The sequence below is a fragment of the Streptococcus sp. E17BB genome (assembly GCF_041807725.1).
GTDB classification, from domain to species: domain Bacteria; phylum Bacillota; class Bacilli; order Lactobacillales; family Streptococcaceae; genus Streptococcus; species Streptococcus entericus.
In genome coordinates this window covers 45106-63789 of the sequence record NZ_JBGTZC010000004.1, presented here as the reverse complement: position 1 = coordinate 63789, position 18684 = coordinate 45106, and the positions used below count along the sequence as shown (strand labels likewise).

At 45.8% G+C, this 18684-nt stretch carries 17 protein-coding genes; 15 read left to right on the top strand and 2 right to left on the bottom strand.

Translation table 11 applies throughout. From position 1 onward, the window contains the following. Positions 1-17 precede the first annotated feature (17 nt). Complete coding sequence (locus ACERC7_RS01780; RefSeq protein WP_373665959.1) at positions 18-722, bottom strand: cytochrome c biogenesis CcdA family protein; 705 nt, start codon at positions 720-722, stop codon at positions 18-20. 184 nt (positions 723-906) lie between these two features. Between ACERC7_RS01780 and ACERC7_RS01775 the strand changes: the two genes are divergently transcribed. From ACERC7_RS01775 to ACERC7_RS01765, 3 genes are read left to right on the top strand one after another with little or no spacing between them, the layout of a single operon-like run. Further along, positions 907-2226 (top strand): LCP family protein, encoded by a 1320-nt coding sequence (locus ACERC7_RS01775; RefSeq protein ID WP_373658198.1) that lies wholly within the window; start codon positions 907-909, stop codon positions 2224-2226. 9 nt (positions 2227-2235) lie between these two features. Next, positions 2236-3819 (top strand): phosphatidylserine/phosphatidylglycerophosphate/cardiolipin synthase family protein, encoded by a 1584-nt coding sequence (locus ACERC7_RS01770; protein WP_373665958.1) that lies wholly within the window; start codon positions 2236-2238, stop codon positions 3817-3819. A 23-nt stretch (positions 3820-3842) separates the two neighbouring features. Next, on the top strand, positions 3843-4322 hold the full coding sequence (locus ACERC7_RS01765; RefSeq protein WP_373665957.1) for a hypothetical protein: 480 nt from the start codon (positions 3843-3845) through the stop codon (positions 4320-4322). A 287-nt stretch (positions 4323-4609) separates the two neighbouring features. Here the strand turns inward: ACERC7_RS01765 and ACERC7_RS01760 are convergent, their stop codons facing one another. Next, complete coding sequence (locus tag ACERC7_RS01760) at positions 4610-9133, bottom strand: S8 family serine peptidase (RefSeq protein ID WP_373665956.1); 4524 nt, start codon at positions 9131-9133, stop codon at positions 4610-4612. Positions 9134-9407: 274 nt separating this feature from the next. On the opposite strand from ACERC7_RS01760, the gene ACERC7_RS01755 reads away from it, so the two are divergent. From ACERC7_RS01755 to ACERC7_RS01700, 12 genes are all read left to right on the top strand, one after another. Next, a complete protein-coding gene (locus ACERC7_RS01755) occupies positions 9408-10484 on the top strand; it encodes an aspartate-semialdehyde dehydrogenase (protein WP_373665955.1) in 1077 nt (358 codons plus the stop codon). A gap of 67 nt (positions 10485-10551) precedes the next feature. Continuing rightward, on the top strand, positions 10552-11487 hold the full coding sequence (gene dapA, locus ACERC7_RS01750; RefSeq protein WP_373665954.1) for a 4-hydroxy-tetrahydrodipicolinate synthase: 936 nt from the start codon (positions 10552-10554) through the stop codon (positions 11485-11487). Between the two features lie 142 nt (positions 11488-11629). After that, complete coding sequence (locus ACERC7_RS01745) at positions 11630-12109, top strand: MarR family winged helix-turn-helix transcriptional regulator (RefSeq protein ID WP_373660076.1); 480 nt, start codon at positions 11630-11632, stop codon at positions 12107-12109. Next, positions 12099-12731: an ABC transporter permease gene (locus ACERC7_RS01740; protein ID WP_373658205.1), complete on the top strand. Its 633-nt coding sequence runs from the start codon at positions 12099-12101 to the stop codon at positions 12729-12731. Before ACERC7_RS01745 ends, ACERC7_RS01740 begins: the two co-directional genes overlap by 11 nt. Before the next feature lie 13 nt (positions 12732-12744). Beyond that, positions 12745-13662, top strand: coding sequence for a glycine betaine ABC transporter substrate-binding protein (locus tag ACERC7_RS01735; RefSeq protein WP_373658206.1), 918 nt, complete (start codon positions 12745-12747; stop codon positions 13660-13662). A 9-nt stretch (positions 13663-13671) separates the two neighbouring features. Next, positions 13672-14439 (top strand): ABC transporter ATP-binding protein, encoded by a 768-nt coding sequence (locus tag ACERC7_RS01730; RefSeq protein WP_373660073.1) that lies wholly within the window; start codon positions 13672-13674, stop codon positions 14437-14439. After that, positions 14439-15080 (top strand): ABC transporter permease, encoded by a 642-nt coding sequence (locus ACERC7_RS01725; RefSeq protein ID WP_373658208.1) that lies wholly within the window; start codon positions 14439-14441, stop codon positions 15078-15080. Before ACERC7_RS01730 ends, ACERC7_RS01725 begins: the two co-directional genes overlap by 1 nt. Before the next feature lies 1 nt (position 15081). After that, on the top strand, positions 15082-15414 hold the full coding sequence (locus ACERC7_RS01720; protein ID WP_373665953.1) for a hypothetical protein: 333 nt from the start codon (positions 15082-15084) through the stop codon (positions 15412-15414). Beyond that, positions 15387-15605 (top strand): GNAT family N-acetyltransferase, encoded by a 219-nt coding sequence (locus ACERC7_RS01715; RefSeq protein WP_373665952.1) that lies wholly within the window; start codon positions 15387-15389, stop codon positions 15603-15605. The genes ACERC7_RS01720 and ACERC7_RS01715 overlap by 28 nt, the downstream gene beginning before the upstream one ends. Positions 15606-15974: 369 nt before the next feature. Continuing rightward, the gene (locus tag ACERC7_RS01710) at positions 15975-17159 is read left to right on the top strand and encodes an FtsW/RodA/SpoVE family cell cycle protein (RefSeq protein WP_373665951.1); all 1185 of its coding nucleotides are present in this window, start codon (positions 15975-15977) and stop codon (positions 17157-17159) included. Positions 17160-17389: 230 nt separating this feature from the next. After that, the gene (lepB, locus tag ACERC7_RS01705; RefSeq protein WP_373658211.1) at positions 17390-17947 is read left to right on the top strand and encodes a signal peptidase I; all 558 of its coding nucleotides are present in this window, start codon (positions 17390-17392) and stop codon (positions 17945-17947) included. A gap of 21 nt (positions 17948-17968) precedes the next feature. Next, positions 17969-18649 (top strand): hydrolase, encoded by a 681-nt coding sequence (locus ACERC7_RS01700; protein WP_373658212.1) that lies wholly within the window; start codon positions 17969-17971, stop codon positions 18647-18649. Positions 18650-18684 lie beyond the last annotated feature (35 nt).

Here is an 18684-nt window from a genome sequence, read left to right as displayed (position 1 = left end):
TTGACCTGATAACCATGTTAATGGAAGAAACGGCTGATTGTAGTGAATTGGCCTGTGATAATAGACAGCCCGATAAGAATCAGCAAGATACCAGAAATGCGTTTTGTGTGTTTCATCAGATGTTGGTGCTTTTTGAAATAGGCAAGAACTTTTTGAGAAAAGAAAGCAACTAAAACAAAGGGCAGGATGAAACCTAGGCAGTAGACGCTGATTAAAAGAACGCTAAATATCCCCTGATGGCTACTGGCGTAGAGAAAAGCGCTAGCAAGGATAGGACCGATACACGGTGTCCAGGAGAAGCTAAACGTAAATCCCATAAGAGTAGCAAGCAAAGGTGTGACCTGTTGTCCAGCTTGATAGACTTTGTGTTTGGCTGAAAACTCTCGCTTGGTCAGCATGGTTTGAAAGAGGTCAAGCTGGATTAGCCCCATGATGATGATGAGCAGGCCTCCGATGAGCTGAATCGTTTGCATGCGCTGGGTCAAGAGACGACTGAGCAGGCTGCTAGCAAATCCTAGAACAAAAAAGGTCAGAGTAATACCTAAAACAAAGCAAAGGGTGTTGACCAGGATGCGTCGCTGAACAGAGGAATGTTCTATTTTTTCAGATGACACTTGTCCTCCTAAAATACCAATATAAACTGGTAAAATAGGCAAAACACAGGGAGAAAAGAAGGATAATAGCCCTTCTGCAAATAGCGCTAATAATTTGAAAATACCCATAGGCGATACCTCTTTTATATCAATGTTTTTATGTACCCATAAGATAACACAAAAAGCGACCTTTGTCAAGATACACTTGATTTCTATCGATGCAATTGTTCATGAAGAAAGCGCAAACATACCTATGTAAGCGTTGTAACAGTTGACAGCAACGGCTGTTAAGTATAGAATGGAAAGTAACTGAATGAAAAGAGAACAATCCATGAAAAAGAGTGCTTTTCTGTCTCGGCATGAGCAGTTACGATATGATTATTTAACACAAAATATCCATTTTTTGGGTGAAAAAGAAAAAGCTGAGCTGACTTATTTGTCTGCAAAGGCTGAAGGAAATGAACCAAGAGTCGTTTCTTATGCTCAAGAAGAAAATCAGTTGACGGATAGACAATCTGAACTGTCCTCTCTGCGAAACTTAGAGTTAACGGATGAGAGACCTAGACGGTCGAAAAAGTCTGTCAATAAACAAGTTTCTGCACCAAAGAAGCCTGTAAAAAAGACCAGCTTTGGTCTTAAAGTGAAACGATTTGTCAAAGTAACCGTGGCTCTCATGTTGTTACTTGTCATTGGGATGGCAGTGATGTTTTTCAAGGGCTTGTTTGGTGTGACCTCAGGTCAAGAGAACTTAAAACCAGCCATGACAGAGTATTTTGCTGGTGAAAAGACTGCCGATGGGGTCAACATCCTGATTTTAGGTAGTGATAAGCGCATCACGGAAGAATCAACAGAAGCCAGGACAGACACCATTATGGTGATGAATGTCGGCAATAGTTCAGGCAAGGTAAAGCTAGTCAGCTTTTTGAGAGATACCCTGGTGAATATTGAGGGAGCTTCTTATGAAGGCATGGCTGATCACAAGTTGAATGCAGCCTTTACCATCGGTGAACAGGATAATAGCCAAGGGGCGGAATATGTGCGTCAAGTCTTGAAAAATAACTTTGACATCACTATTGAATATTACATCATGATTGACTTTGAAACCTTTGCTCTGGCAGTTGACACCCTCTTTCCTAATGGTGTAGAGATGGATGCAAAGTTTTCAACTGTGAATGGTGAGGTTGTTGGTGCTGTTGATGTGCCGGATGACTTGGGCTTTGCTTCTGGCGGTAGCCTTTATCAAACGATTCAGGTTGGTCCTCAACGGATGGATGGTAAAACGTTGCTTAACTATGCGCGTTTCAGAAGTGATGACGAAGGAGATAATGGTCGAACGCGTCGCCAACAGGAAGTTATGCAGGCTGTCCTATCCCAGATAAAAGACCCGACCAAGCTCTTTACAGGCTCTGAGGCTCTGGGAAAAATTTACGCATTAACCTCGACCAATATATCATTTCCTTTCATCCTATCTAATGGGCTTTCTGGCTTGACGGCAAGTCAAAAGGGCATTGAACGGATGAGTATTCCTGAGCAGGGAGACTGGATAGATGAGTATGACCTGTATGGTGGTTTAGGTCTACTGATTGATTTTGAGGCTTATAAGCAGCGTTTAGCTGAATTAGGCTTACGTTAGGGAGATGATATGGAAGAGAAAAAGCGCAAAGTCAAGTTAAAAGCCATTCGCTTGTTAAAAAAGGATAAGCTCTTCAGTGCGGTATTTAGCCGAGCGACGATTGTTTTTATCTTAATCCTTTTGCAATTATGGCTAATCTCCATTTCTTTTGGTTGGTTATTGGGAGAGTATCGGGTATTCTTTCAAATTTTTGAGGCTGTTATCACGGTTGCCAGTGTCCTTTATCTGGTCAACAGCCGTATGGATACGACTTCAAAAATTACCTGGTTAGTGATGATTATGCTGGCTCCACTACTTGGTTCCTTGTTTTTATTATATACCAAGCAGGATTTGGGTTATCGAACCTTGAGGAGACGTTTGAAAGAGGTTATTTTAAATAGCTCAAATCTTTTAAAGCAGGACGAGGAGGTTGTCCAAGAGCTCAGTACACAGCACAGCACAGCTTATAATCTTGTCGAATATTTGAGACGTAGCGATAATAAGTTTCCTGTTTATAAAGGGACATCGGTCACCTACTTGCCGACAGGTGAGAGCTTTTTTGCCAAGATGAAAGAAGAAATGCTCAAGGCTAAACAGTTCATCTTTTTGGAGTACTTTATCATTGATGAAGGGCTGATGTGGGGCGAAATTCTAGCCATTTTAAAGCAAAAAGCTAGTGAAGGGGTCGAAATCCGAGTGCTCTACGATGGGATGAACGAGCTGTCTCGCCTGTCCTTCGATTACACTGAGCGTTTGGGCAAATTAGGCATACAAGCGAGGGCTTTTGCTCCCATTACGCCCTTTCTATCGACCTACTACAACTATCGGGATCATCGTAAGATTTTAGTCATTGATGGACAGGTGGTTTTTAACGGTGGTGCCAACCTAGCAGATGAATACATCAATGAAATCGAGCGTTTTGGGCATTGGAAGGATGCAGGTGTCCTCTTAAAAGGTCCTGCTGTTGATAGTTTTACGGTGCTGTTCCTACAGATGTGGACAAGCATGGGAAGCGATGAATCGCTTGCGCCTTATATCGGCTTATCCCAACCAGTTAACAAGGCTGATGGTTATGTGATACCATACGGGGATTCTCCTCTTGATCGTGATAATGTTGGTGAAAATGTCTACATTGACATGTTAAACCATGCGAGAGAATACGTCCATATCATGACACCATATCTGATTTTGAGCAGCGAATTAGAACATGCTATTCGCTTTGCTGCGGAGCGAGGAGTTGATGTCAAGCTCATGATGCCAGGGATTCCGGATAAAAAAATTCCTTATGCTCTGGCAAAAACCTATTACAAAATTCTCATGGAATCAGGAGTGGAGATTTACGAGTACACGCCAGGATTTAATCACTCTAAGGTCTTTGTAGCAGACGGTGTTAAGGCTGTTGTTGGCACCATAAACCTTGATTATCGTAGCCTCTACCATCACTTTGAGTGCGCAACTTATCTCTACCGTTCACCAGCAGTCGCAGCTGTTGAAGCAGATTTTCAACAAACTCTGCTACTTTGCCACCGTGTGACACCAGATGAGCTGTTACAATTACCGATTCTTATGAAATTAACAGGTGTATTCGCTAAAGTCGTTGCACCGCTATTGTAACTAAGGAGTTATAAGGAGATCTTATGTTTAAGAAAATTTTTCAAGCATTTAAAGCTAAAACTGCGCAAAGTTCCCAGGCAACTTTGGTAGATGATTTGCCAGAAGCCATCGAGTGGACGGTAGACAATCTGACAGCTTCTGGTTATCTGGCTGACTTTAGCTTATCAAGCATCGTAGCATTGGATGACTTCTTTGAAACGGAGAAGCAGGAAGGCGGAGTTCTTAGACGACCAGATGGTGGGATTATTTTATTTGCTGTTGCGGCCTATCTAGGTGAAACCTTGATTGCTAACTATGGTGGCAAATGGGAACTGGGCGATGAAGTCTCAGAAGATGATTTGGACATGGTTCTGATACTGGATGGTAAGCCATTTTATCCTGTTAGAGTCTGCCAGCAACGACTAAAGACAGCCTCACCTGATGGGCTACAAAGAGCTGTTACCGAGTTTTTTCAACCAGTAGAACACAGGCCTTTACAAAATGACACAAATGAGTTAGAATAAAAATATGCGATGAGCCGAATTTGGTCACTGACCAAATTTACGCTAGGGAGGTCATAAAGGCAGGAGCCGACCTTGATGAGTTGTGTGAACCAACTGATCTCATCTCGTTTGAGATGCCCTTTCCCCCTTTGTGGGGGATTTTTTGTGTCTAAGAAGCGCAACAGGAGTTGTAGCTTATAAAGCTCCCTTGCCTAGCTGTATACTCTTCTAGGCTGGTCTTGGTTTTATTCGGGTATCAAAAAATCCCTCGATTATCAGGTCGAGGGATTTTGAGTCATAAGAGAGCCTTAGTTTTTCTTGCGACGAGTCAAGTAGTAGGCTGTAAGAGCGGTCATGCTAGCACCGATAAGTGTCAAGACACTTGTCTGGTCACCTGTCTCTGGCAGACTGGCTTTGTGAGAAGTAGCTGCTGCATAAGTTGCTAGATTGCTTGTAGCTGCTGGACGGGGAGCAGGAGCAGCTGGGTTAACGAAGACTTGCCTGTCAGTATTAACCAGCTGGTCAGCAAGTTTGTCTTTAGGCTGATCTGGTGTTGAGGTATCTTTGCCACCCTGAACATCAGATGTTTCCTTATCTTTATCCTTCTGGTTATCAGGTGTTTCTTTATTTTCGTCCTGATTGGTAGGAGGTGTAGCAGGTTCCTCATTCTTGACAGGGAAACTGTTCTTATCCAATGGATTGGTGTTAGCATCCAGTTCTTGGCGGTTTGTGAAGCCATCTCCATCATAGTCAGCCTCTAAATCAAAGACTGGTTTATCGTCGTTAAGATTTGGATAACCGTTGTTGGCATTGTCACCAGTTGAGGTTTGTGGGTAAGTACCTGCGTGGAACGGATCGGTGCCTGCTGCCATTTCTTCTGCTGTAGTGAAGCCATCCCCATCATGGTCAGCATTGAGGTCAAAGGCTGGTAAGTCGTCAGCAGTTTCTGCTGCTCCTCCATTTTCTTGGTCACCTTTGGCTGTTTGAGGATAAGATGTAGCATCGGCAGGATCTGTTCCCAGAGTCAGTTCCTCTTGGTTAGAGAAACCATCATTATCTAGGTCAGCATTGGGGTCAAAGGCAGGCAAGTCGTCAGCAGTTTCTGCTGCTCCTCCATTTTCCAAATTACCTTTAGCTTGGAGGGACAGATTTTTAACAGTCAGTTTATCACCTGCGATGGTGTAGGTGAGGTTCTCAATAACGATAGGCTCACCACTTGAGAGGTCGACAGCCTGGTAGCCTGCTGGTAACTCGATGCTAATGGTGTAATCACCAGAGACGATTTTCTTCTCAAAGATGTCCTTGGTGTAACGACCTTGAGGGAGCTCGGTGCGTTTGCCCTTGCTGTCAACGAGGTAAACTTTAGTCCCTACTGGTGGAATGGTGTCAAAGTCCACTGCGAAACTTGTGCGAGACAGTGGTGTTGCCTTGAAGTAGACACCAACCAATGAATGTTCTTCATCAACGGTGAAGGATTTGATGCGTTCATCAATCAAATAGGCTTCATCTTCATCGTGAAGAATCAATTCAACAGTGTAGTCTCCAAATGGGAGGCTGTGGAAAGGTTCGGCAGGGTTGACAGAGGTTGTTTCAGCAGTAACATCGTTGCCTTCTGAATCACGGATAATGTAGCGGAAATCTGCTTCAATCAATTGCTGTGTTTCTGGATTTGAGATACCCAGACGGACTAATCCGCTTTCTGTTCCACCTTGGACAATCTCTGGTAGGACAGCCGACCAAGAGTTTCCTGCACGGTTTTCGATGCGGTACCAGAAATCAGTGATGCGGAGTTCTTTTCCGTTGATGTCGTGTGTCGGCAGGGTGTAAACGCCGTTTTCATCTGGCTTGATGTAGATACGGACGGTGTTTGACCGTGTTACTTCACGACCATTTTTGAGGACTTCCTTGTAATCCTCGGCATTGACATTATAGTAGAGGGTTTCACGATAAATCTCGGTTGCTCCCCATGCAATACCTGGACGTGGTTTGAAAGTACGCGCGTCTTCATCGTAGATTGAAGCAGTGGTAATGGCAGGGCGTGAGGTATCAATCAAGATGTTAAAGCTTATTTCCTGAGATTTTGCACCAGGAACGGTTGGACGATAAGTTACGACGTAGACATATTTACCATCTGGAAGAACCTTGCCGTTATTGTCTTTACCAGCCCAAAGCGTGTTATCAAGAATAGTTGATTTGGAGTTGGCAGGTTTGCCGCCGTAGTAGTTTTTAGTTCCTGCTAGGCTATTCTCGCTGACCCAAACAGGATTAGTACGGTCGATGTCTTCGTCGCGATAAACAGCTGCAGTAACATCTGTAAAGTTCCGTAGCATGACAGCACGTAGCATGACAGCATCACGGTTATTATCACCGTTTGGTGAAATAATGTAGTATGGCTTACCTGTTTCATCACGGTAGAGGATATACTTGCCGTCACTATCTAAGTAAGTTCCAGCAATAATCGGTGTTTCTGGCGTGTAGATCCCCTTATTGTGGTCCCATTCGGATTCTGATGTCAAGAGTGTGGTGTACTCTTCGCTTTCAGTGAAATTCAGCTCGTCTATTTTTGAGCCTTCTTTGCGTTCAGGATAGTAGAACGGCAGGTCACCGTTGTTAAAGTCAAATTCACCGATTGGTTTTTCGATAACAGCTAGGTTTTCAAATGCTCCCTTGAAACCAACAAAAGGAATGCTGACCTCATCACCGCCGTCAACAGGGTTGACAAAGCGCACAAAGCCCTCAAGGAAATAACCATTGACCATGAGTTTGCTGAGCTCTTCTGTAAAGGCTGAGCTGTCCACAGTAATCGGAATCAAGACACTGCTGTTGGCAGCTACTGTGACCGTTCCGGTTGTTTGGTTCAGTTCACGTGGTTTGAGGGTGACGCGACCGTCAACAATCTCATCAGTATTCAGGTGAGTGATGTAGTTGAGGGTCTTGTCGCTGTTTGAGGTGTTATACAGACGCACATTAAAAGTAAAGCTGTCATCAACATTCCCCAGAACGATGCTGGTCAGGTCATCGTCGCCTGTCAAGTAAAGGTCAGAGTGAATAGCCTTGTGGGTATCTGCGATACCAGCACCTTGTTGACGAGGAGAAGTATAGGCCTGAGTATCAGTGTTAAAGTGTGGCAGAGCAGTGCTCATCAAAAGCTGTTTGATACGAATTTGCAGATCCTCAGGGCTTAAATCAGGGTATTTTTTCTGAAGAGCCTGTTTCATGAGGACAATAACACCAGCGATATGTGGCGATGCCATGCTGGTACCGTCCATGCTTGCATAACCATTGTTGTTAATGGCAGAGTAAATCGCTCCACCTGGTGCAGAGACATCAGGTTTTAATTCACCATCAGCAGACAAGCCCCAGCTGGTAAAGTCAGACATTTTTCCAGCTTCAGGATTGACCACCGTTTCGTAGGCTTTGTTGAACTGGAACTTGTACTTGCCTGTGCCTGACTCTTTAGCTAACTCTTCACCGAATTGGATAGGGATAAAAATTGATGGGTAAAGCGCTGTTTCAGGTCCAGGGATGTTCATGGTGAAGTCCAGTGTTTGGGTCACGTTGTTGAAGACCACAGCACCGATAGCTCCAGCTTTTTTAGCATTGGCTACCTTGTCAGCAAAGCTGATTTCACCACGTTTGATGAGGGCGATTCTGCCAGTTAAGTCCTGTCCTTCAAAGTCTTCGGTTTTACCTAGTCCAACATAGAGGTAGTCATAGGCTACATTTTCAGCGAACTCTTTTTTACTGTTTGACCCCTTGGTAAAGTTGACCTTACCAAAGTTGAGCTCAGCATTATCTTCCATACCGAGAATGGTGGCAACTTCACGAGTGAGGTGGGTGTTGTTATAAGAAGCGACCGCAATACCATCTCGGGCTGTGGCTGGTGTTGCAACAACAGCATAGTCAGGGTTATCGGCGTAAGGCAAGGATTTACCGTCCCCAAATACCGTATCGTTACCTGCTGCAATGACAACGGTAACCCCTTTTTTACGAGCATCATCAATGGCACGCGTGATGTGGTCGCCAACATCAATCAGGGAGCCGTTTGGTGACCCCAGACTGAGGTTGATTGAGTCAGCACCGAGTTTAACGGCATCTTCGATAGCACGAGCGTAGAGAAACGGAGCTGTACCCCCGCCACGAGTATCAGAAAAGACCCGCATAAACATCAACTGGGCTTCTGGGGCAACCCCAACGATGCGTGTACCACTGCTATCCGTTTGAGTCGGATTACCCACTGAGATACCAGAAACGTGCATACCGTGAGAACGCACATCGCTTTCTTTTAGTTCGGTATTGCTGTCAGTATAGTTGTAGCCAAAAACAACCTTGTCGTTGTACCATTGACCGTAGTTGATACCAGCTTCAGCTTTCTTGGCCTCCATTTCCTCTTCGCTCTTGAATTTAGCAGTGGAAATATCGCTAAGGGTCAAGGCATTGTGCTCAACGTCAAGCCCTGAGTCGATAACAGCAACGACCATGCCTTGCCCCTTGATGTTTTCTTCCCAGACAGGCTGGACATTGATAATAGCATTGCTTTCAACAGATAGGGTCTCGGCTTCTGTTTTAGCATAAAGCTCAGCAAGAGCAAAGTTTGGCTGATTGCTCTCTGATGACGTGGTGCTTGCTTGTGGCTCTGGTGAAATCGCAGAGCTGGTAGCCGTTTCAGCTGTAGTGCTGTCAGAAACAGCTGTGATGGCTGGGCTAGTAGAAGCAATAGTCACATCATCATTAGCAGCTACTGAGTAGCTATTCAGACTAAAGGCTACCAAGGCAGTAAGCAAGGTAGGGCCTAATAGCCTAACTTTTGATGTCATTTGACGACTCATCATCAAACCTCCTAAACATAATTTCCTGAAAAAAATCTTAAAGTCAGGTAAGATGAATTATCGCACATTTTTTTATATTCTGCAAGAGATTATTTAAATTTTTTTCAGAAAATTAGCAAAAAGTGAATAATTGAGTGATTTGCAAAAATAATCTCTTTTCATTGTTAAAGAAAAATAGTATAATTAGGCGTATCAGCAAAGACTGCTGGAAATAAAATTATCTAAAAAAGATAACGGATAAAATTTTTACTAACCTGTAGAAAAAAGAGGTAAAGACATGGGCTATACAGTTGCCGTTGTTGGTGCGACAGGCGCCGTTGGAACACAGATGATTAAGATGTTGGAGGAGAGCACGCTTTCGATTGACCAAATTAAGTTGCTGTCGTCAGCTCATTCTGCTGGTAAGACCTTGACTTATAAGGGACAAGAGGTGACGGTCGAGTTGACCACAGAAGATAGTTTTGAAGGCATTGATATTGCCCTCTTTTCAGCTGGTGGGTCGACATCGGCTAAGTTTGCACCTTATGCGGTGAAAGCAGGTGCTGTAGTGGTGGACAACACCTCTTACTTCCGTATGAATCCAGATGTGCCTTTGGTTGTTCCAGAGGTCAATGCCCATGCCATGGATGACCACAAAGGCATTATCGCTTGTCCAAACTGCTCCACCATCCAGATGATGGTGGCACTGGAGCCTGTCCGTCAGCAGTGGGGCTTGGAACGCATCATCGTGTCAACCTACCAAGCGGTCTCTGGGGCAGGTATGGGAGCTATCTTGGAAACACAGGCGCAGTTGCGTGCGGCGTTGAATGACGGCGTGGCACCAAAAGAGGTAGAAGCAAACATCCTTCCTTCAGGTGGCGATAAGAAGCACTACCCTATTGGCTTTAATGCACTGCCACAAATCGACCTCTTCACGGACAATGCCTACACCTATGAAGAGATGAAGATGACCAAGGAAACCAAGAAAATCATGGAAGATGACAGCATTGCTGTTTCTGCGACCTGTGTGCGGATTCCAGTTCTCTCTGCCCACTCTGAATCTGTCTACATCGAAACCAAGGAAGTCGCAGACATTGAAGCGGTAAAAGCAGCGATTGCGAGCTTCCCAGGTGCTGTTTTAGAAGATGATATTGCCAACCAAATCTACCCACAAGCCATCAATGCGGTCGGTAGCCGTGATACCTTTGTTGGTCGTATTCGTAAGGATTTGGACAAGGAAAATGGCATTCACATGTGGGTGGTATCTGACAATCTCCTCAAAGGTGCTGCTTGGAATTCTGTTCAAATCGCTGAGACCCTTCACGAGCGTGGTTTGGTGAGAAAAACGGACGAGCTTGTATTTGAGTTGAAGTAGAGTGATGAGATGGCTGGCAAAATCGTCAGTCATCTCGAATCAGTAGCATCGTTAGAAAGGAATTCTTATGTCCATCGAGCAACTACGACAGGCTAAAATCATCACAGCCTTGGTCACGCCTTTTCATGAAGATGGTACCATCAATTTTGAGGCTTTCCCAGCTCTGATTGAACACTTGCTGGCGCACCATACAGATGCCATCTTGCTGGCAGGGACGACAGCAGAAAGTCCGACCCTGACCCATGAGGAAGAGCTAGAGATTTTCAAAGTTGTGCAAGCTATTGTTAAGGGCAGAGTGTCCTTGATTGCAGGGATTGGGACCAATGATACGCGGGATTCCATCGAGTTTGCCAAGGAAGTGGCTAAATTTGGTGGTTTTGCGGCGGGCCTTGCCATTGTTCCTTACTATAATAAGCCATCTCAAGAGGGGCTTTACCAGCATTTCAAGGCCATTGCGGACGCGTCTGACCTGCCGATTATTCTGTATAATATCCCAGGACGAGTCGTGGTGGAGTTGACGCCTGAGACCATGCTTCGCTTGGCAGAACATCCCAATATCATCGGAGTCAAGGAGTGTACAACCCTTGCTAACATTGCCTATCTGATTGAGCACCGTCCAGATGATTTTCTCATCTATACAGGAGAAGATGGCGATGCCTTCCATGCCATGAATTTGGGAGCAGATGGGGTAATTTCGGTAGCCTCTCACACTAATGGTGACGAGATGCACGCCATGTTTGAAGCTATTGAGCAGAGCGACATCAAGGCTGCTGCAGCTATTCAGCGCCAGTTTATCCCTAAAGTCAACGCTCTCTTTAGCTATCCGAGCCCTGCTCCTGTTAAGGCGGTGCTGAACTATTTGGGCTTTGATGTCGGACCGCTTCGCTTGCCCCTTGTTGCAGCACCAGAAGAAGAGGCCAAGCGCATTATCAAGGTCGTCGTTGATGGTGATTATGAAGCGACAAAAGCAACCGTGACAGGTGTGATTCGTCCACGGTATTAAAGCGTGATAATACCAGAGAGCAGAAAATCCTGCTCTTTTTTTGTGGAATATAGTATTTCCATATCGAAATAGTTGACAAAGAAAAAAGGAGATGCTAGAATTATCATTGTTCTATATAGAAATAAAAAAGAAAGGAGCTCCTATGACAAAAGAACAAGGGGGCTATCGCGCGACCCACATTAGCCTCTTGAATGGTCGTCTGTTTCAGCACTTGCTGGCACAGGAGCCAGAGGCACTTTACACGGGAGAACAAGGGAAGATTCTCCACTGTCTTTGGTTACATGGTGGGAGAGGAACTGCGACAGATATTGCCATTCACACAGGGCTTGCCAACAATACCTTAACCTCTATGCTCAAACGTTTGGAGGAGCAAGGCTTGATTGTGCCACAGCCCTGTCCCAATGACAAGAGAAAAAAAATCTGGCACCTGACGGATAAGGGCTGGGGGCAAGAAGTCATCGGAAAGCGGGTTAGCGAGCGCTTGTCAATCATCTTTTACGAGGGATTTAGTGAGGAAGAGGTGACCACCTTTATCAGCTACCAAAAGCGGATTTTGGATAACCTGAGACGAGGTTTGGATAGAAAAGACAAGGACGACGAGGAGGTTGCTCATGTGGACTAGACTGGTTGATTACCTAGCACACAACAGCCACCAATACCTGACCTATCTTTGGGAGCATATCTGGATTAGCCTTCTGGCTCTGGGAATCGCTCTGGTTTTTGGGACCTACTTGGGTTACCTGGCTTACCAGCGCTCCAAACTCCGGCAAGCCATCACAGGCCTGTCTGGTGGTCTGCGGGTCATTCCCTCGCTGGGTGTGCTGTTCTTCCTCATTCCCCTCATCGGTGTTGGGCAAATGCCAGCCCTTATCGCCCTTGTCCTGCTGGGCTTACCGCCCATTATCCTACAAACCTTGGTCGGCTTGGTGCAAGTCCCAGAGAGTTTGAAAGAAGTCGGCAAGGGGCTGGGGATGACCGACAGGCAGGTCTTGCTCAAGGTCGCTTTTCCACTAGCCCTTCCCCATCTCTTGACCGGGCTCAAGTTGGCTCTAGTGGAAATCATCGCCTCCGCTAGCCTAGCCACCTACATCGGAGCAGGAGGACTGGGCACTCTGATTTTCACAGGGTTGGGGCTCTATCGCTACGATCTCTTACTCTTGGGCGGTGGCTCCGTTGCCCTGCTCTCGCTCATTGCCATGTTGAGCCTTGATGGGCTCATTCATCACATCAAACAAACCCACTAAAAAGGAGTTAAACATGACAAACAAAAAACGCCTCGGAGGCCTGTTAGCCCTCCTTGTCCTAGCTGGTTTAGGATTATTTGCCCTCTTTGGGCAAAAGCAGAGCGCACCTGCAGCTGGTGACAAACCAGTCGTGCGGATTGGTTCAAAAGATTTCACAGAAAACCTCATCGTTGCAGAGCTCTATGCTCTAGCCTTGGAAGATGAAGGCTACACCGTTGAGCGCAAGTTTAACATCGCCAGCTCTTTGGTGCATACGTCCTTGACCAATAAGGAAATCGACCTCTACCCAGAGTACACAGGGACAGGTCTGTTGGCTATTTTGAAGTTGCCATTGGAAACCGACCCTGAGCAGGTCTATCAGACGGTTAAAACCGCCTATGCCAAAGACTTTAAGCTGACGTGGTTAGACTACGCCCAAGCGACAGACAGTCAGGGCTTGGTCATTCGGACAGCCGTGGCGAAGCAGTTGGGCATCAAGACCATCTCTGACCTGCAACAACATGCGAGCGAACTCCGCTTTGCGTCCCAAGGGGAATTTGACCAGCGTGAAGACGGCTTGGCAGGCTTGAAGACGGCTTACGGTGAGTTTAACTGGAAATCTTCCAAGGTCTACGACAACAGCCTGAAATACAGCGTGCTGAAAAACGACGAAGCAGATGTGACGCCAGCCTATACTACAGAAGGTCAGCTCATTCAGACAGATGAGTTTACCCTGCTGGAAGATGACAAGGCCTTCTGGCCACCTTACAACATCGCTCCTGTTGCCCAGAGCGACTTGCTTGAGAAAGAGCCAAACCTTGCGACAGCCTTGAACACGATTTCCAGCCAATTAACGACTGAAAAAGTCACCGAACTCAACGCTCAAGTCGATGTTGACGGTAAGGATTATACGGCTGTTGCCAAAGACTTCTACAAGAGCATCGCAAACTAAGGAGACCAGATGACGCAAGCATTAGTGACCTTTGAGGGGGTGGGGAAAACCTACGGCGATACCCCAGTCTTGTCCGATTTGACCTTTACCCTCTCTAAGGGTGAGTTTATTACCATTTTAGGGACATCAGGATCTGGGAAAACGACGACGCTCAAGCTCATGAACCGCCTCTTAGAGCCAGATACAGGGCAGATTTTGTTAGATGGTCAGCCTTTGTCGGCGACCGATCCTGTTGCCCTCCGTCGGCAAATTGGCTATGTGGTTCAGCAGATTGGGCTCTTTCCCCACCTGACCGTCCGAGACAATATCGCCACTGTCCCTAAACTCTTGGGCTGGGAAAACGAGCGGATTGACCAGCGTGTGGAGGAGTTGCTGACCATGGTGCAGCTCCCTGCCAGAGACTTTGCCCATCGCTACCCCAAGGAACTCTCTGGTGGACAGCAGCAGCGGGTCGGAGTAGCCAGAGCACTAGCTGCTGATCCGCAGATGGTGTTATTTGATGAGCCCTTTGGGGCGGTGGACGCCATCACCCGCCATCACCTGCAAGACCAGCTCAAGACTCTCCACCAGTCCTTGGCTGACAAGACCTTTGTTCTCATCACCCATGATATCCATGAGGCTCTCTATCTGGGCGACCGTGTCATGGTCATGGACCAGGGGCGGTTGGTGCAGTTTGATCGTCCGCAGGAGATTATTGCTTCCCCTCGGACGGATTTTGTCAAATCCCTGCTCGAAACGGTTCAGCGGCAGGACAGGCTAGTAGGAGGATTGACCTGATGGAGTACGCACTCAGCCATCGTGAGGCGCTTTTTCGCTTGGTCTTGGAACACCTCCAATTGACCTTGCTGGCTCTGGGATTTGCCTTGGTTTTTGGAATTGGGTTAACCCTGCTCCTCTGGCGCTTTCCACGCTTGCAGCAAGTATCCGTCTATCTCTTGTCTGTCTTGTATGCGGTGCCCTCATTTGCCTTTTTTGCCCTGCTGATTCCCTTGACAGGTCTAGGGCAGACCACCACGGTTATCGTTTTGACCCTCTATGCCCAGTATATCTTGGTGCGGAGCTTTTTATCGGGCTTGATTGAGATTGACTCAGCTCTTTTGGAGGCGGGACGCGGCATGGGCATGACGGAGGGACAGTTGTTAGTGGCTGTTCAGCTACCCTTAGCCGTACCTGCTCTCTTTGCAGGCATTAAGCTAGCAGCGACCTCCATCATCGCTATGGCGACCATTGGGGCGACCATCAATGCTGGAGGGCTTGGGACGCTCTTGTTTGATGGCTTGCGCACCGCATCTCTGACCAAGCTCATCTGGGGTATCGGACTAACAGTCAGCTTGAGTGGGCTTTTTTCCCTCTTGATTGATTTTTTAGAAGACTTGGCGACGCCGAAACAGTCATCTCTATCAGAAAAGGAGAATTAAGATGACCATCACCACCCGTTTTGCAACACCAGCTGACGCAGCTACCATTTGTGCTATCTGTTCGGCCGCTTGGCGTGTGACCTATAAGGACTTGAATCCTCCAGGGTATATCGAGCAGGTGATCGCTGACTTTTACAACCTCGACCGAGTGACCAAAGAATGCTCAACCAGTGATCAGCACTGGCACGGCTACATGGTCGCTGAGCTAGACGGTCACATCTTAGGGGCTATCGGTGGCGGTGTCAGTGAGGGTAATTTTGGGATATCTATGTCCTCTATGTTCACCCAGAGCACAAGGGTAAGGGATTGGGACGTGCTCTCGTTAATTTTCTGACCGACCACCAGAAGGCGACTTACGGGATTAACCGCCAACAAGTCACCGTTGCTAAAAACAACCAGATGGGTATCCCTTTTTATGAGCGGATGGGCTTCGTCTGTCAAGGAGAAATTCCCAGCTGGTATAGTCCTGAGCGCCCCAATAATCTCACTTATGAGCGAGAGGTGGGCAGTACAGTTGGGGATTAAAAACCAAAACATCGTAAGAGATGTCTAAAAAACTGGGCACCAAGAGACTGGTTGTGGTCTGTTGGTTGTGACAGCTTTGAGACTTCACTTGTTGATGGTATTAGTCGTATAGTTATCAGAATAAAGACAGCTTTTTAGCTGTTTTTATTTTCCCTTTTTTGCTATAATGGTAGGAGTAATCGCTCCCTGTTACCTAAGGTGTTTATAGCAACAATAGTCCTATGTGATTAAATTCTTCTCCATGACTGGGAGTTTTAGATCAGATTAGCCATCAGATAAACTGGTATTAAAAGAGTTAAGTCTAAGTCTGATGTTGAAAACCTAATTGATAATTTTCACAAACTGCCATTTCTTAGAAAGTGACCTGTAATGTTCAAGACGATTTCTTCTATTGAGAGACACATTGATTATGTCCTGCTGTTGCCAGTCTTTTTCCTGCTATTGACAGGTTTTTTTTCAGTTTTTATCGCGACAAGTCATGATTATCCAGACCGTGTGGGGATTGTGATGATTCAGCAACTCGCTTGGACAGCTATCGGTCTACTGATGGCTTTGGTGGTCATGCTCTTTAGCAAATCATTTCTCTGGAAGGTCAGTCCCCTGCTCTATGTGTTAGGGCTAGGGTTGATGGTCTTGCCCCTGATTTACTTTGATGCGGGGCTGGTTTCGTCAACGGGTGCTAAAAACTGGGTGACCCTTGGTGGCGCGACTTTATTTCAGCCATCTGAGTTTATGAAAATCGCCTATATTTTAATCTTGGCGGTTGTGACCGTGTGGTATCAGGAGAAGTTTCCTCAGGTATCTATTGCAAGGGACTTGAAATTGCTGAGTCTATACGGGTTATTAACGGTTCCTGTGTTTATCTTGTTAGGTCTTCAGAAGGATTTAGGCACATCTCTTGTCTTTCTGGCAATTTTGTCCGGTATCATTCTCTTATCAGGTGTTAGTTGGCGGCTTATTTTACCTGTTGTCGGAGGATTTGCTGCGGGAATTGCAGGTTTTTTATGGGTATTTACACAATCGTGGGGCAAGGATTTCTTTTTTAACTTGGGAATGGATACCTATCAGATTAACCGAATTTCGGCTTGGCTAGATCCTTTTGCTTATGCTGAAGGCATTTCGTACCAGCAAACCCAGAGCATGATTGCAATCGGTAGTGGTGGCTTGACTGGGAAAGGATTTAACGTGATTGACCTAAATATTCCTGTCCGGGAGAGTGACATGATTTTTACGGTTATCGCAGAGAATTTTGGGTTTATCGGCTCTAGTCTGCTTTTGATTCTTTATCTGCTATTGATTTATCGCATGTTAAAAATCACGCTGGTTTCTAATAATCGGTTTTATGTCTATATTTCGTCCGGCTTCATTATGATGATTCTCTTTCATATTTTTGAAAATATCGGAGCAGCAATGGGTCTTCTTCCCCTAACAGGTATTCCCTTGCCGTTCATCTCTCAAGGGGGGTCTTCTCTAGTTACAAATTTAATCGGAGTCGGTCTAGTCTTATCCATGTCCTTTCAACAATCACTAGAACAAGAACAGAAATCATCATAAACACAGGGCAAGGAGCTGTTGCCAAGTTCCTTGCCTTTTTTCTGTGTAGTCATGAGAAAATATTGGCTAGGTCTCTTTAACTGTCAAACGAGCAATAGACAGAGATTGTTTATCTGGTAGTTAGGAGATACGAAGTGAGTCAAACGGTTATCGTTGCCGTTTTGATGTCGTCCTAGTGATTTTTGCTGGATTAGCTTTATGATTTTCTGAAAATGTGGTAAAATAAAACTATGGTAAAACGTGATTTTATTGCAGGGATATTGTTGATTGTAACAGTCATTCTTGTTTTTGTCGGGCTTCAGTCTTTTGTCTTTGGGACTTATACGATTCAGGAGAGAGATAGCAATTCTTTCCTTAACACAGGTGATCAGGTCTTGTTTTCACGACGAGAGACACCTGATTATGGCAACCTTGTGATTTATGAAGTCGACAACGAGACTCACATCGGGCGTGTTATAGGGCAGGCAGGCGATCAGCTGATGTCTGTTGAGGATATTTTATACCGTAATCAGGAAGTGGTTGAACAGCCCTATATCGAGGAGATGAAACGGGCTTACCTGTCAAAAACAGGTCATGAGATGCCCTTTACGCCAGATTTCAGCTTGGCAATTTTACTGGATGACCCAGATGCTACAGTGCCTAAGGGGCAGTACTTTGTCTTGAACGACAATCGTCAAGAGATGACCGATAGCAGAGAGTTTGGTCCGATTGCTCGTCAGGACATCAAGGGTGTCCTCATCTTTCGCTTGAAACCGTTCGAGAGTTTTGGCTTCTTACGAACAGAGTAACATCAATTATAAAGGATAACGATGACAGAAAAACATATTCCAGCGGTGATGTCCAATTTGCGACGTGAGATTGTTCAAATTCCCAAAGAGATTGCAACTTGTAGCGGCATTTCTATTTATGGGCGTGTGATTAAATCTGTTTTATTTTCCACAGACGTGGCAGTTATCGCCAATAATAATGCGGATGCCATTTTGGTGGTTTATCCATTTACACCACACCCAGCTATCTTAAAAAGTGTCATGTTAGTTGCCTCTGTTCCTGTTTTTGCAGGTGTTGGCGGTGGTTTAACGACAGGTGACCGATCGGCGAATATGAGTTTGTTTGCGGAGTCTGAAGGAGCGATGGCTGTGGTGGTTAATGCTCCGACCGATAGTGACACGATTAAAAAGATTAACAATCGTATTGACATTCCGATTATCTATACCTTGGTTTCAGAGCATTCTGATTTGCCATCACGTCTGAAAGCTGGTGTTGATATCGTTAATGTTAGCGGAGGAGCTAAAACCGCAATGATTGTTAGAAAGATTCGTGAGCAATACCCAGACCTTCCGATTATCGCAACGGGCGGTCAGAGCCGAGAGAGTATTCTAGAGACCATTGCCGCAGGCGCCAATGCCATCAGCTTTACCCCGCCGACCAATGGCGAACTTTTCAAAGAGAAGATGGACAAGTACCGTCAGTTGGCAGAGGCAGAGTGCTGATTAGATGATGCTTGCAATTTTTGTCAAATCACGGT